Raw genomic sequence first — 14,599 nt, 5'->3', positions numbered from 1 at the left:
TCCTTGTTTTGAGGTCAGCATGCCTGCATCGCGCCCCGGTCTCAATTCGTGAATCTGAAACACCGTCTTCACGGAATATGGCACCGCATCCGGGAGTGCCGCGGAACTGCGACCGGGCATGGCGCGCAAGCGACAGAAGCGCCTCAGGCATGCTGTTTTTCCCCGGAACCATGGCTGCGCGGTGAGACAGAAGATCAGCCGGCCTTGATGCCTGCGGTCTGTATCACCTTCTGCCACTTCCGAAGCTCGCCTTTCAGACGCAGGCGCATCTCTTCGGGCGTGCCAGGATCGCCTTCGGCGCCGGCCTCCAGCAGACGGGTCCTGACGGCAGGATCGCTCAAGGCAAGGTTGAAGTCGGCGTTCAGCTTGGCCAGCACTGCCTCCGGCGTCTTGGCTGGTGCAAACAGCGCTGCCCATGAATAGGCTTCATAGTTCGGCAGACCGCCGGATTCGGCAATCGTCGGAACCTGGGGCAGCATGTCCGAGCGCTTCTTGCTGGCCACGCCCAGTACCTTGATACGGCCTGTCCTGATGTGTTGCAGGGCCGAGGGGGCATCGGCAAACATCAGCTGGATCTGCCCGCCCAGCAAGTCGGTCATGGCCGGTGCACTGCCCTTGTAGGGAATGTGCTGCAGCTGGGTGCCGGCTTCCATGTTGAAGAGTTCGCCGGCCAGGTGGGTGCCGCCGCCATTGCCGGAGGAGCCATAGCTGAGCACCGTGCCTTTTTGGGACAGGGCTATCAGCTCTTTGACATTGTTTGCCGGCACGGAGGGATGGGCTACCAGAAAGACCGGGAACAGCGCGGCAAAGCTGACGGGGACAAAGTCCTTTTCGATGTCATAGGACAGCTTGCCCATCAGCCAGGGATTCACTGCATGGTGGATGGAGCCGACAAAGAAGTTGTAGCCATCGGCGGGATCCTTGGCTGCAGCCGCGGCACCGACCACGCCGCCCGCGCCGGCGCGGTTGTCGATGATGGCGGCCTGGTTCCACATCGTGGCCAGCTTTTGCGTGAAGATGCGCGCCGTGGTGTCTACTGGGCCGCCGGGAGGAAAAGGCACGGTGAATTTCACGGCCTTGACTGGCCAGTGGCTGGCCTGGGACCAGGAGGCATTGCCCAGGGAACTGAGCAAGGCCGCTGCGAGCAGATGGCGGCGGTTCAGGGAAACGACGTGTGATGGCATGGAGGATGTCTCACTGGATCTTGGCGGAGGCCCGGGCCTCACATGGGAAGGGACTCGGCCTGGGCATGCAGCAGGCGCTTGACGATTTTTCCGTTGGGGTTGGTAGGCAGCGCTGCCACCGTCTCGATGCGGGATGGGCGCTTGTAGGGCGCAAGGCGTTCGCGCAAATGGGCTTGCAGGGCCGGGATATCCAGCTGGGAACCGGGGCGCAGTTCCACGAAGGCAATCACCTGTTCGTTGCCATCGGCCTCCCTGCGTCCCACCACGGCCGAGCGCTCGATGCTGGGATGTGCATTGAGTGCGGTCTCGACCTCTGCGGGATAGACGTTGAAGCCGGAGCGAATGATCATTTCCTTCAGGCGGCCCACTACCCACAGAGCGCCGTCTGAACTCAGCTCGCCCAGGTCGCCGCTGGCATACCAGCCTCCGGGGCGCATGGCTGCCGCAGTGGCTTGCGGGTCGCGGAAATAGCCGGGCATCAGACCGCGGCCGCGCACCCACAGCTCTCCGCGCTCTCCGCAGGGCAGGGCCTGGCCGGTGGCTGGGTCGGTCACCTGTACTTCGGCCTCGGCCACGGCATAGCCAGCGCTGGTGTCCTTGCGCCACTCGCGCATGCGGGTGATGTGGACCGAGCCCGCGTATTCCGACAGGCCGTAGCCGTGGTGCAGGGCCTGACCGAAGAGGTTTTCCACACGTTCCTTGAGCGCCATGTCGAGAGGGCCGGCACCGGTATAGACAAAGCGCAGCGCCGGAGCCTTGACCTGATCTATGCCTTGCTCCTGCAGGTAGGCCAACAGACGAGAGAACAGTGCGGGCGGACCTTGCAGTTGCGAGACTCCATGGTATTCGAGTGCATCCAGCAGATCGGCCGGGTCGAACTGGGGGCGCATTACCAGCTGGGCCCGCGCATGCAAGGCCGTGAGCATGACGGTGGCCAGGCCAAAGATGTGCGTCATGGGTACGAAGGCATAGCAGCGGTCAGCCGGCGACAGCGCACGCGAGGCCGCAGACTGCTGCGCAAAATGGCACAGCGCATCATGGCCCAGCATCACTCCCTTGGGCTGGCCCGTGGTACCAGAAGTGAAGATCAGGCCTGCCACCTCGGATTGCAGCGGCCCGGTTTCGCTGAGGCTGTCCGCCCTGATCGGGCTGTAGGCCATGCCTGGCAGACAGCTGGGCAGGGCCTGGTAGCGCCGGGCATGTGCTTGTGCGCTGGCGGAAGCGCTGGCCGTGAAGTACACGGTGCGCGCATCGGCACGTTCGGCGAAGGCATCGATTTCGGTCGGCGCCATGCGCGCGTTGACGCCGCAAGACCAGGCACCTATGCGGCTGCATGCAAAGATCAGCGCTGCGTGTTCGGGGCAGTTCTCGGCCACGACCATCACGCGGTCGCCGGGGCGTACCTGCAGGCTGCGCAACTCCTTCTCGGCTTGATCGGCCAGGCGGGAGATGTCTCCAAAACTGAGGCTGCGATCGGGCAGCAGGATGAAAGGGGCATCGGCTCCCTGCTCCAGGCTGCGTTCCAGCAAATGGTGGATGCGTGCAGTCATGGTCAGTTGATCTCGATGCCATGGGTCACGGTGGCCCACATGGCGCGCTCCTTGGCGGCGCGGTCGGCCAGCGTCTGGGCAGAGCCGGTCCATTCGTCATAGCCCAGTTCTGCGTAGCGCTTTTTCAGCTCGGGCTGGCCCAGTGCGGCATTGATGGCTTTGTTCATCTGCTGCACCAGCTCCGGCGACATGCCCTTGGGTCCGTAGACTCCATACCAGCCGCCCACGTCAAAGCCCTTGAGGCCCTCGATGCCGGATTCGGCAAAGGTCGGTACATCGGGCAGAGAGGGGTTGCGCCTGGGCGAGGTCACCGCCACGGCCCGCACCTTATGGCTGTGTATAAAGGTGCTGGCGGTGCTGATGATGTCCATCATCATGCTGATCTGGCCGCCGATCACATCGTTCATGGCCGGGGCATTGCCTTTGTAGGGCACATGATTCATCTCGATGCCGCTGCGCGTGGCGAACAGCAGGGCGCCGAGATGGTTGGAGCCGCCGATGCCTGCCGAGCCATAGCTGAGTTTCTGGGGATGCGCCTTGGCGTAGCTGACCAGCTCGGCTGCGTTTCTGTAGGGCTCGTTGTTGTTGATCACCAGCACGTTGTAGTAGCTCAGCACGGGGGCCAGTGCGCTCAGGTCCTTGGCCGGATCGAACTGCATCTGCTTCATCACATTGGGGCTGATGGTGATGGTGGGACTGGCGGCAAACCAGAGGGTCTTGCCGTCGGGCTTGGCGCGCATCACTTCGCTGCCCGCCAGCGTGGCATTGGCGCCGGTCTTGTTCTCCACGGTGACCGGGCTGCCCAGTTCCTTGGAAAGTGCTTGTGCAAACAGGCGGGCGCCCTGGTCCACAGGGCCGCCGGCCGAGTAGCCGACCAGCAGGCGAACAGGGGCGCTGCTGGCACCAATCTGGGCCATGGCCGTGGTGGCAGCGCTCAGCGCCAACGCGGACAGTAGAACGTTGCGACGTGTGCAGGTGTGCATGTCTTGTCTCCTGGTGATGGGGCCGTTGTGGGTATGCATGAAGGCCATGCATATCGGGCCTGGTTTACCGACAAGACGCCATGGTGGGCGAGCCTGTTGCCTACGGGAATCTGCATTTTGCAAACCCGGGCTTTGCGCGTTTTTATGGGGTAGTAACCCTGAGCCATCCCTGCACAGCCACGCAAAAAAGCCACCGGCCAAGACTGCCGGTGGCAAGCACAACCGAGGAGACGGTGTTCAGTAACGCTCGAAAACGGCGGCAATGCCCTGGCCACCACCGATGCACATGGTCTCCAGGCCATAGCGGCCTTTGCGTCGTTCAAGTTCGTGCAGCAGCGTGGCCAGAATGCGCACGCCGGTGGCGCCAATGGGGTGGCCCAGCGAGATGCCGGAGCCATTCACGTTCAGCTTGTGCTCGATGGCCGCCTGGTCATGCCACTCCCAGCCTTTGAGCACGGCCAGCACCTGGCAGGCAAAGGCCTCATTGAGTTCCACCAGATCCATATCGTCCAGCGTGAGGTGCAGGCGTGCCAGCAGCTTCTTAACGGCCGCAACCGGGCCTATGCCCATGTGCGAAGGCTCGCAGCCCGCTGCCGCCCATCCCACCAGGGCGGCCATGGGCGTCAGGCCCAGTTCGGCCAGCTTGTCCTCGGCCACGATAAGGCAGGCAGCCGAGGCATCGTTTTGCTGGCTGGCGTTGCCCGCTGTCACCGTGCCGCCCGGCATCAGCACGCGTAGCCTGGCCAGGCTGTCCATGGTGGTGGCGGCGCGAAAGCCCTCGTCCTGGCTGAAGAGCAGAGGCTCGCCCTTGCGCTGGGGCACGCTCACGGGAACGACTTCGTGGTGAAAGCGACCAGCGGCCCAGGCATCGGCGGCACGCTGGTGGCTGCGCATGGCAAAGGCGTCGGCCGCATCGCGGCTGATGCCGTAGTCGCGGGCCAGGTTCTCGGCCGTCTCAATCATTCCCGAGATCTTGCCAAAGCGCTCCACGGGCTGCGAGCGCTCACGGCCGCGATCCAGGCGGTCGTACATGCGCACATTGCCCGAGCGCGCGCCCCAGCGCATGTCGGGGCTGTAGTACTCGATGTTGCTCATGCTCTCCACGCCACCGGCAATCACCACGTCAGCCGCGCCGCTTTGCACCATCATGGCTGCCGTTGCAACGGCCTGCAGGCCACCGCCGCAGCGGCGGTCCAGCTGCATGCCCGGCACCTCCACCGGCAGGCCGGCCTGCAAGGCGGCCCAGCGGCCCACGCAAGGGGTCTCGCTGCTGGCATACGACTGGGCGAACACCACATCATCGATGCGGGCGGGGTCTATGCCGCTGCGCTCTACCACGGCGCGCACCGTGGTGGCAGCCAGCTCCTCCACGGGAACGGGGCGCAGGCTGCCTCCGAAAGTACCGACGGGGGTGCGAAGCGGGGAAACAATGGCGGCGCGGCGCATGGTGGAGGCTCCTTGTGATGGTGATGGGAAAGCGGCTCAGCAAGGGAAAGCTGCTCCGCACTGGCGCAGCAGACCATGGGCCTGCTGTTCCAGATGTTCTCGGTGTTGCGGTGCGGCAATGTCGATCAGGCGGCGCACGCGCCGGGACAGCGGTTGACCGCGCAGGTCGGCCACGCCGTGCTCGGTGACGATCAGTCCGGCATCGGCGCGCGGCGTGCTTACCGGTCCGCCAAGCCGGGGCACGATGCGGCTGTGTATCTTGGCGGTGGAGGGCAGGGCCAGAATCGGCAGACCGCCTTTGCTACGGGCAGCACCGCGCAGAAAGTCCACGGCGCCGCCGACGGCGCCCATATAGATGCCGCCAGCCACCTCGGCATTGATCTGACCGGTCAGATCCACTTCAATGGCGGAATTGATGGTCACCAGCTTGTCCATGGCTGCCAGGACTTCAGGGTGGTGGGTGTAAGCGGTGTCGCGCATCTGCAGCTGTGGGTTGCAATGGGCCCATCGGCGCAGACCTGCCCCGCCCATCAGAACGCCTGCGGTGCCGATGCCGGGATCTACGCTCTTGCGCGCGTGGGTCAGTACGCCGGCTTCGGCCAGGGCGACCACCCCGTCGCCGATGGCGCCGCTGTGCAGGCCCAGGTCCTTGTGCCGGTGCAGTGCGGTCAGCACGGCTTCGGGCAGATTGCCCACGCCGAGCTGCAGGCAGCTTCCATCCTCAACCAGACCCGCAATATGGGCTGCAATCGCCTGTTCTACGGTGCCCGGCTCCGTGCGGGCCATGTCGAGCAAGTCGGCGTCGGAATCGATGAGCAGATCGAAGTCGCCAGCTTGCAGATAGGGGCCACCTGCGGTCCACGGTACATCGCGGTGGACTTCACCCACGATGACACGGGCGCGCTCCATGGCTGCGGGCAGGTATTCGCGCACCTGCCCCAGGCTGTGGCGGCCCTGTGCATCGGGCGGCGAGACCTGAAGCAACACCACATCGGCCGGAATATGGCCTTGTGCAATCAATGGCGGCAGCTGCGAGTAGTGCGAGGGAATGATGTCCAGCACGCCGGCCTGGGCCAGCGCGCGGTGGGGGCCGCTGGCGGCATAGCCCAGAAAATCCAGCACATCTGCATGTGCGGGCTGCAGGGTGTCCGACAGGCCCAGGCCCACAAACACCTGCAACCGACCACCTTGCGCCAGCGCATGACGGTGCTGCACCAAGGTGCGGGTCAAGGTCAGCGGTTCGGCCGTGGCCTGACCCCACCACAAGGTGTCGCCGGGACGCAGCAAGGCCTGCAGTCGCGCAGCAATCGTGCTCATTCCTTGCGATCCCAGTCAAAGCGCAGTGCTTGCTTGTCCTTGAAGCGGCGCACTGCGTCCAGGTGGTAGTCGGAGCCGCGGCAAATGGCTTGTGCACTGGCTTCCAGCTCTGCCATGGTATGGGCGTTCAGCTCGAAGGCCTGGTTCATGATGTTCTTGGCCATGCCGATGGCCGTCGTCGATGCGTCGGCAAAACGGGCGGCCAGTTGCCGGGCGGCCAGCTGCAATGCTGCGGCGTCTTCGACGATGTCGTAGACCATGCCCAGAGCCTTGGCCTCGTCCGCAGTCACGGTGCGTGCGGTGAACACCAGCTCCTTGGCCTTTTGCAGACCCACGATGCGTGGCAGCAGCTGCATGGCGCCCAGGTCAGGCACCAGGCCGATGCGACCGAAGACAGCGCAGAACTTGGAGCGGCGTGTGGCAAGCACAAAGTCGGCAGCCAGGGCCAGGCTCAGTCCGGCACCAAAGGCCGCGCCATCAACGGCGGCAATCACCGGCTTTTCCATGTTCACCAGCTCGGCAAACCATTGGTGCAAGGCTCGCATGCGCTCGCGGTGAGCCACGCCGTCTTGCCGGCTGTTCATCATCAGACCGATGTCGCCGCCAGAGCAGAAGGCACCGCCGGCGCCGGTGAGAATCACGGTGTGCACATTGGCGTCGTCGCGCATCTGGACCACGGCCCGGGCCAGACCGTCGCGCATTTCCAGGCTCAGGGCGTTGCGCGCTTCGGGGCGGTTGAGGCTAATGGTTCCCACACCGTTTTCTACGGCGGTCAATACGGCAGGAGTGTTCATGGTTGGTACCAGTCAAAGAGAGGAAAGAACGGAATGTGCAGGCTGGGCAGTTCCTCACACATCTTCTTGGCAGAGGGAGGCAAACCGGTGGTGCAAAGCCCAGAGCCGGCGTGGCCTAGGTCAGAGCTGCGTACAAGGGGCGCCCCGCATCCCCTGCCTGCGAGCGCCGCGATGCGGGGAAGGCTCAACGCGCCTAAGGGGTATCACGTCAGCTCCGCAAAACCATGGCTGAGCACCAGCTTGTCGCGTTCCTGCACCTTGGCACGCAACTGATAATGCGTCTGGCTACCAGACACACGCCAGATTTCGGTGACCAGGGTTTCGCCGGGATAGACGGGCGAGGTGAAGCGCACATCCAGCGCCTTCAGGCGCGCGGGGTTGCGGTCGCCGCATTGGCGCAGCACGGCATGGGCCACCAGGCCGTAGCTGGCCAGGCCATGCAGGATGGGCCGCTCGAAGCCGGCCTTGCGTGCCAAGGTCGGGTCGGCATGCAGGGGGTTGTAGTCGCCCATCAGGCGGTACAGCAGCGCGGCCTCGGGGCGTATGGCCTGGTTGTCGGTGAAGTCGGGGGCGCGGTCCTCCGGCGTGGGGCGCAGCGGCGCCAGGGGCGCGTCGCTGGGCTGGCCGCCGTCCAGCAGGCTGTAGCCGCCATCGCCGCGCAGAAAGCTGACCTGCTGCACGGTGGCCAGAAGCTCGCCGCCGGTGGTCTCCAGGCGTCGCTCGGTGACCATGATGGCACCCTTGCCTTCGCCCTTGTCCGTCAGGTGCGTGATGCGGTTGTGGCCTACCACGTCGGCGCTGGCCGGCAGGGGGCGGTGCAGCCGCATGCGCTGCTCGCCATGCAGCAGCTTCACCCAGTCGATGCCGGTATCGGCCTCGCGTGCCCAGAAACCCGGGTAGCCCAGCACCACGGCCTGCGAGGGCAGGGCGCGCAGCCCGCCCGGCGCCCCTTCGTAGAAAAAGGGCAGGGCATCGGCGCACAGCGGATCGCTGCCCAGGCCCAGGCTCAATGCATAGAGCATGGTGTCGCGCTCGCCATAGTGCTGGCGCACGGGCTCGAAGGGGCGCTGTTTCAGGTGGTCGTAGCGAATGGTCATGGAACGGGTCATCTCGGTAATTGATTGCGCTGGCGCAATACCAACAGCCTTCAAAACCGGCGCACCCCAACCCAGGGGCGCCGAGCAAGAGCCGCCTCGCGGCGAGGGCGCCGTCCCCCTCCCGCGAAGCGAGAGAGGGGGAGGCGGCGCAGCCGCTCAGGGGGTGCTTTTCTAGACAGGATCCCAGCTGAACACGTCGGCCGAGCGATCCATGGGTACAAACGAGGCCTTGAGCGCGGGCATGCCGTGCTCGGCAATGAACTCGGGTGTCCAGCCTTCGCTGCGATGCACCGAGCGCAGCGGACGTGGCTGGCTCATCAGAAACAGCTCGTTGTTGCGCACGGCAAAGACCTGGGCATTTACGTCCCTGGCCTGATCGGACAGCAGATAGACCGCCAGCGGTGCGATCTTGTTGGGCGTCATCTGCTGAATCTTGGCCACACGTGCCTGCTGTTCTGGGGTATCGGTGGGAATGGAGCCGATCATGCGGCTCCAGGCAAAGGGCGCGATGCAGTTGGAGCGCACATTGAACTTGGCCATGTCCAACGCAATGGATTTGGACAGGGCGGTCAGGCCCAGCTTGGCAGCGCTGTAGTTGGCCTGGCCCAGGTTGCCGATCAGGCCGGAGGTGGAAGTCATGTGGACCAGTGCGCCGCTTTCCTGTTCCTTGAAGTGGTTGGCGGCGGCGCGGCTCATGAAGTAGCTGCCGTAGAGATGAACCTTGATGACGGCGTCCCACTCCTCCAGGCTCATCTTGTGGAAGAAACGGTCGCGCAGAATGCCGGCGTTGTTGACGACGCCATCGATGCTGCCAAAGCTGTCCACCGCGCATTGCACAATGCGGCTGGCACTGGCCGCTTCAGAGACGCTGTCGGTACTGGCAACTGCCTGGCCGCCTGCGGCCTTGATTTCGTCGACCACTTTCTGCGCCGGACCGGCGTCGGTGCCTTCGCCGGTGGTGGACGTGCCGATGTCGTTGACCACCACTCTGGCTCCCGACGCCGCCATGGCCAAGGCAATGTCTCGACCGATGCCGCCTCCGGCGCCGGTCACCACTACGACCTTGTCTTGCATCATCTTCTGGGCCATGGCTTGTCGTCCTTTGCTGTTGTCGTGAGAGATGAGCCCAGCATGCCGGTAAATCGGCGCGCACGCCATTTGCCAATCCCGAGGGCGGACTTCGTCAGCGTGAAAGCCGCTGTCGCGCACCACGGGTTGTCACGCCCTTAGGCAGCGCTGAAGACATGCTTTCAAAAACACGGCTTGCCTGCCGGCGGCGCTGCCTCGACCATGGCAGCCATGACAGAACCGCAACCTGCAACCATCGATGACGCCAAGCTGGCGCATCTTCAAACCTGGCAGAGCAAAAGCGAAACCGCGCTCGACCTCATCACCGCGGCTCCCCTGCGGGCGCTGTCGGCCACGTTGGACCGGGACGACCCGGCTCCCGCACCCGGCACGCCGGTGGCGCCGCTATGGCACTGGCTGTATTTCCTGCCGCATGCGCGCCAGAGCGAGATCGGCCCCGACGGGCATCCCCGGCGCGGCGGCTTCCTGCCGCCCGTGCCGCTGCCGCGCCGCATGTGGGCGGGCGGGCGGCTGCGCTGGGAAGCAGACAATCCGCTGCGCCTGGGGCAGGAGGTGCAGCGCATCTCCACCATCCGCAGCGTGCAGCACAAGACCGGACGCTCGGGCGAGCTGCTGTTCGTGCTGGTGGAGCACCAGTTCTTGAATCACGACGGCCTGGCGCTGGTCGAAGAGCACGACATCGTCTACCGGGCCGCTGCAAGGCCCGGCGATCCGGTGCCGCCACCGCAGCAGCCGCCGCTCGCGGGCCAGGCTGCCTGGTCGCGCACCATCGTGCCCGACGACATCTTGCTGTTTCGCTACTCGGCGCTGACCTTCAACGGCCACCGCATCCACTACGACCGTCAGTACGTGACCCAGGTCGAGGGCTACCCGGGCCTGATCGTGCATGGTCCGCTGATTGCCACGCTGCTGCTCGATCTGCTGCGCCGCCAGCTGCCCGGCGCCAGGGTGGTTGCGTTCGACTTCAAGGCCTTGCGACCGACCTTCGACCTGCACCCTTTCAGCGTGCACGGCAAGCCGCGCGAGGACGGCAGGACCATCGAACTGTGGGCACAGGACCACGAAGGGCTTCTGACCATGCAGGCCACGGCCACCGTGGCTTGAAGAGTGAAACCCATAGCTGATAGCGCTTGCTGGACAAGCGTTTGTCGCCAGAAGGCTTGAAATGATCGAACACACCAGCTCCAACAACCACCATGAGATCCGCGATGCCATCCGTGCGCTGTGTGCGGAGTTTCCCGACGAGTATTTCCGCAAGATCGACGAGCAGCGCGTCTACCCCGAAGCCTTTGTCAACGCGCTCACGAACGCAGGCTGGCTGGCCGCGCTGATTCCGCAGGAGTACGGCGGCAGCGGCCTGGGCCTGACCGAGGCCAGCGTCATCATGGAGGAGATCAACCGCTGCGGAGGCAACTCGGGCGCCTGCCACGGCCAGATGTACAACATGGGCACGCTGCTGCGCCATGGCTCGCAGGCGCAGAAGGAGAAATACCTGCCGCGCATCGCCTCGGGCGAATGGCGGCTGCAGTCCATGGGTGTCACAGAGCCCACCACGGGCACGGACACCACCAAGATCAAGACCAGCGCTGTGAAGAAGGACGGGCGCTATGTGATCAACGGCCAGAAGGTCTGGATCAGCCGCATCCAGCACAGCGACTTCATGATCCTGCTGGCGCGCACCACACCGCTGGCAGAAGTGAAGAAGAAAAGCGAGGGCATGTCCATCTTCATGGTCGATCTGCGCGAGGCCGAGAAGAAGGGCATGACCGTGCGCCCCATCCTCAATATGGTCAACCACGAGACCAACGAGCTGTTCTTCGAGGATCTGGAAATTCCCGAGGAGAACCTGATTGGCGAGGAAGGCAAGGGTTTCAAGTACATCCTCGACGGCCTGAACGCCGAGCGCACGCTGATTGCGGCCGAGTGCATAGGCGACGGCTACTGGTTCCTGGACCGTGTGACGAACTACGTGAAGGACCGCCAGGTGTTCGGCCGTCCCATAGGCCAGAACCAGGGCGTGCAGTTCCCGATCGCCGATGCCTTCATCGAGGTCGAGGCCGCCAATCTCATGCGCTGGAAGGCCTGCGAACTGTTCGACGCGCGAGAGTCCATGGGCGCTCAGGCCAATATGGCCAAGTATCTTGCGGCCAAGGCCAGCTGGGAGGCCGCCAATGCCTGCATCCAGTTCCACGGTGGCTTCGGCTTTGCCTGCGAGTACGACGTGGAGCGCAAGTTCCGCGAAACCCGCCTCTATCAGGTGGCGCCGATCTCCACCAACCTGATCTATTCCTATGTGGCCGAGCACCTGCTGGGTCTGCCACGTTCGTTTTGATGTGCGACACCCCCTGAGGCGCTGCGCGCCTTCCCCCTGAAAGGGGGACGACAGCCTCGCTGCGGGGCGGCGCGGCCGGCCCAGGCCCTTGCTTGCTGTCCCTGGCTTTAAGCGCGTCAGTTGTTCGGGTCGTGAGTTTCGCCAAAGTGCAATGGATTTCCAAGATGAAAAAGCATAGTCTTCGACCCCTCGACGGCATTACCGTGGTCTCGCTGGAACATGCGGTGGCTGCGCCTTTCTGCACCCGCCAGCTCGCCGATCTGGGGGCGCGCGTGTTCAAGGTGGAACGTCCGGGAAGCGGCGATTTCGCGCGCGGCTACGACCAGCGCGTCAACGGCCAGTCCTCGCACTTCACCTGGATCAACCGCAGCAAGCAAAGCCTGGCGCTCGATCTCAAGCGACCCGACGCACTCGAGGCGCTGATGCAACTGCTCGAAGGCGCTGACGTGCTGGTGCAGAACCTGGCACCCGGCGCTGCCGCGCGCATGGGTCTGTCCTGGGAGGTGCTGAAAGTCCATAACCCCAAGCTCATCGTCTGCGACATCAGCGGCTATGGCGCCGACGGTCCCTACCGCGACAAGAAGGCCTACGACCTGCTGATCCAGAGCGAGGCGGGGTTTCTATCGGTCACGGGTACGCCCGAGGTGCCGTCCAAGGCCGGTATCTCGGTGGCCGACATCGCGGCCGGCATGTACGCCTACACCAACATCCTGTCGGCCCTGCTGCTGCGCGGCCGCACGGGTGAGGGGAGCCATATCGATGTCTCCATGCTGGAGGCGCTGGGCGAGTGGATGGGTTACCCCATGTACTACGCCTGGGAGGGCGCGCCGCCGCCGCCGCGCACGGGCGCATCGCATGCCAGCATCTACCCCTATGGCCCCTTCGAGGCTGGCGACGGCGGCACGGTGATGCTGGGCCTGCAGAACGAGCGCGAATGGAAGCTTTTTTGCGAGCAGGTGCTGCTGCAGCCGGCACTGGCCAGCGATGCGCGCTTTGACAGCAATGCGCAGCGCAACGCCAACCGCGAAGAGCTGCGAGCGCTGATTCTGGATGTGTTCAACGCGCTGAATGCGGCCCAGGTCGTGCAGCGGCTGGACGCGGCCGGCATTGCCAATGCGCGAGTCAACGACATGGCCGGCTTGTGGGCCCATCCGCAGCTGGCCGCGCGTCAGCGCTGGTGCAGCGTGGGAACGCCGGCCGGGCCGGTGCAGGCACTGCTGCCGCCCGGTGCCAACAGCGCCTTTGACTACCGCATGGAGGCTGTGCCGTCCGTAGGCGAGCACAGCGAGGCCATCCTGGCCGAGCTGGGCTGGTCGGCCGAGCGCATCCGTGCCCTGTACGCCGAAGAAGCAACTCTGTGAAAGCTGTGCGCAGCGTATGCGCGGGAGTGATTCCATGAAGAACGGGACCCAAGTGAGCATTCATCCGCTGGCCCGGTTCGCGGCCATGCTGTGCTGGGAGGATGTCCCGCTGCAGGTGCAGCGCCGCGCCGAGGATCTGTGGGTGGACTGGTTCGGCTCCGCTCTCGCAGGCCAGAACGCGCGCCCCGTGCAGAGCATCACGCGCTTCGCGCTGTCCCAGGGCCCGGCCGCGGGCCCCTGCGAGATACTGGGCAGTGCCGCCACCAGTTCACCTCTGATGGCGGCCCAGGCCAACGCCGCTGCCTCGCATGTGGCCGAGCAGGACGATGTGCACAACGGCTCGGTGTTCCACCCTGCGGCCGTGGTCTTCCCACCCGCGCTGGCGGTGGCGCAGAGCCTTGGTGCCAGCGGCGTCGAGCTTATGCAGGCCTGTGTGGCCGGCTATGAGGTCGGCATCCGGGTGGGCGAGTTTCTGGGCCGCAGCCACTACCGCATCTTCCACACTACGGCCACGGCAGGCACGCTGGCGGCGGCTGCCGCCGTGGGCCGTCTGCTCAAGCTGACGCCCGAGCAGATGCAGCATGCCTTCGGCTCGGCCGGCACGCAGTCGGCGGGGCTGTGGGAGTTTCTGCGCACAGGCGCCGACAGCAAGCAGCTGCACACGGCGCATGCTGCCGCCGCGGGCCTGATGTCGGCCTATCTGGCGCAGGACGGTTTCACGGGCGCACAGGACATCTTCACGGGGCCGCAGGGACTGGCGGCAGGCATGTCCACGGATGCCGACCCGGCACGGCTCAGCGACGGGCTGGGCACACGCTGGGCCACGGCCGAGACCTCGTTCAAATGGCATGCCTCATGCCGCCACACCCACCCGGCCGCCGATGCGCTGCTGCAGGTCATGCAGGACCATGACCTGACCCCCGCCGACCTGGCCCAGGTCACCTGTCATGTGCATCAGGGCGCCATCGATGTGCTCGGCCCCGTGGTCAGGCCGAGCACCGTGCACCAGAGCAAGTTTTCCATGGGTACCGTGCTGGCGCTGGCGGCGCGTCACGGCCATGCGGGTCTGACGGAGTTCGACCGCGACTATCTGGCACAGGAAACCGTGGCGCTGCGCGACAAGGTGAGCATGGAGCTTGATGCCGAGGTCGACGCTGCCTATCCCCGACGCTGGATAGGCAAGGTCAGCGTGCAGACCACCGATGGCCGTTTGCTCAAGGGCCGTGTCGACGAACCCAAGGGCGACCCCGGCAACACGCTGTCGCGCGAGGAAATCACGGCCAAGGCGCTGCGGCTGATCGCCTACGGCGGCCATGTGCCCGCCGAGCATGCCCAGGCAGCGGTGGCAAGGCAGTGGCAGGTCGCGCAATGGCCGCGCGTGCGGCGCCTGCTGGACTGAGTTTTCCCGCCGGTCCAGGCCGGCGGATCCACGGGAAAGGCGCCGTC

At 65.2% G+C, this 14,599-nt stretch carries 12 protein-coding genes; 4 read left to right on the top strand and 8 right to left on the bottom strand.

What is annotated here, in order from left to right; translation table 11 throughout:
- Window positions 1-194: 194 nt before the first annotated feature.
- The 8 genes from EIC84_RS11550 to EIC84_RS11515 form a co-directional block, all read right to left on the bottom strand.
- Window positions 195-1,184 carry a tripartite tricarboxylate transporter substrate-binding protein gene (locus tag EIC84_RS11550; RefSeq protein WP_003070462.1) on the bottom strand — a complete coding sequence of 330 codons (990 nt, stop codon included), beginning with the start codon at window positions 1,182-1,184 and terminating at the stop codon, window positions 195-197.
- Window positions 1,185-1,222: 38 nt separating this feature from the next.
- Complete coding sequence (locus tag EIC84_RS11545; RefSeq protein ID WP_003070460.1) at window positions 1,223-2,734, bottom strand: class I adenylate-forming enzyme family protein; 1,512 nt, start codon at window positions 2,732-2,734, stop codon at window positions 1,223-1,225.
- 2 nt (window positions 2,735-2,736) lie between these two features.
- Entirely contained in the window at window positions 2,737-3,717 is a 981-nt protein-coding gene (locus EIC84_RS11540) for a tripartite tricarboxylate transporter substrate binding protein (protein WP_003070458.1), read from the bottom strand.
- A 237-nt stretch (window positions 3,718-3,954) separates the two neighbouring features.
- Entirely contained in the window at window positions 3,955-5,163 is a 1,209-nt protein-coding gene (locus tag EIC84_RS11535; protein WP_003070456.1) for an acetyl-CoA C-acetyltransferase, read from the bottom strand.
- 36 nt (window positions 5,164-5,199) lie between these two features.
- A complete protein-coding gene (locus tag EIC84_RS11530; RefSeq protein ID WP_003070455.1) occupies window positions 5,200-6,480 on the bottom strand; it encodes an acetyl-CoA hydrolase/transferase family protein in 1,281 nt (426 codons plus the stop codon).
- A complete protein-coding gene (locus EIC84_RS11525) occupies window positions 6,477-7,274 on the bottom strand; it encodes an enoyl-CoA hydratase/isomerase family protein (RefSeq protein ID WP_034363378.1) in 798 nt (265 codons plus the stop codon). Before EIC84_RS11525 ends, EIC84_RS11530 begins: the two co-directional genes overlap by 4 nt.
- Window positions 7,275-7,477: 203 nt before the next feature.
- Window positions 7,478-8,371, bottom strand: a complete 894-nt coding sequence (locus EIC84_RS11520; protein WP_034363375.1) for a MaoC/PaaZ C-terminal domain-containing protein — start codon at window positions 8,369-8,371, stop codon at window positions 7,478-7,480.
- A 171-nt stretch (window positions 8,372-8,542) separates the two neighbouring features.
- Window positions 8,543-9,460, bottom strand: coding sequence for an SDR family NAD(P)-dependent oxidoreductase (locus EIC84_RS11515; RefSeq protein ID WP_003070452.1), 918 nt, complete (start codon window positions 9,458-9,460; stop codon window positions 8,543-8,545).
- 201 nt (window positions 9,461-9,661) lie between these two features.
- Between EIC84_RS11515 and EIC84_RS11510 the strand changes: the two genes are divergently transcribed.
- The 4 genes from EIC84_RS11510 (at window position 9,662) to EIC84_RS11495 (ending at window position 14,552) form a co-directional block, all read left to right on the top strand.
- The gene (locus tag EIC84_RS11510) at window positions 9,662-10,564 is read left to right on the top strand and encodes a MaoC family dehydratase N-terminal domain-containing protein (RefSeq protein ID WP_034363390.1); all 903 of its coding nucleotides are present in this window, start codon (window positions 9,662-9,664) and stop codon (window positions 10,562-10,564) included.
- Between the two features lie 61 nt (window positions 10,565-10,625).
- Window positions 10,626-11,792 carry an acyl-CoA dehydrogenase family protein gene (locus tag EIC84_RS11505; protein WP_003070450.1) on the top strand — a complete coding sequence of 389 codons (1,167 nt, stop codon included), beginning with the start codon at window positions 10,626-10,628 and terminating at the stop codon, window positions 11,790-11,792.
- Between the two features lie 164 nt (window positions 11,793-11,956).
- The gene (locus EIC84_RS11500; protein WP_003070449.1) at window positions 11,957-13,153 is read left to right on the top strand and encodes a CaiB/BaiF CoA-transferase family protein; all 1,197 of its coding nucleotides are present in this window, start codon (window positions 11,957-11,959) and stop codon (window positions 13,151-13,153) included.
- Window positions 13,154-13,187: 34 nt separating this feature from the next.
- Window positions 13,188-14,552: an MmgE/PrpD family protein gene (locus tag EIC84_RS11495; protein WP_003070448.1), complete on the top strand. Its 1,365-nt coding sequence runs from the start codon at window positions 13,188-13,190 to the stop codon at window positions 14,550-14,552.
- The last annotated feature ends 47 nt before the right edge of the window (window positions 14,553-14,599 follow it).

The sequence above is a fragment of the Comamonas sp. A23 genome, from assembly GCF_004522605.1.
Lineage (GTDB): Bacteria > Pseudomonadota > Gammaproteobacteria > Burkholderiales > Burkholderiaceae_C > Comamonas > Comamonas thiooxydans.
Note: the sequence above shows the minus strand (reverse complement) of the source record. Positions and strands in the feature narration are given on the sequence as shown.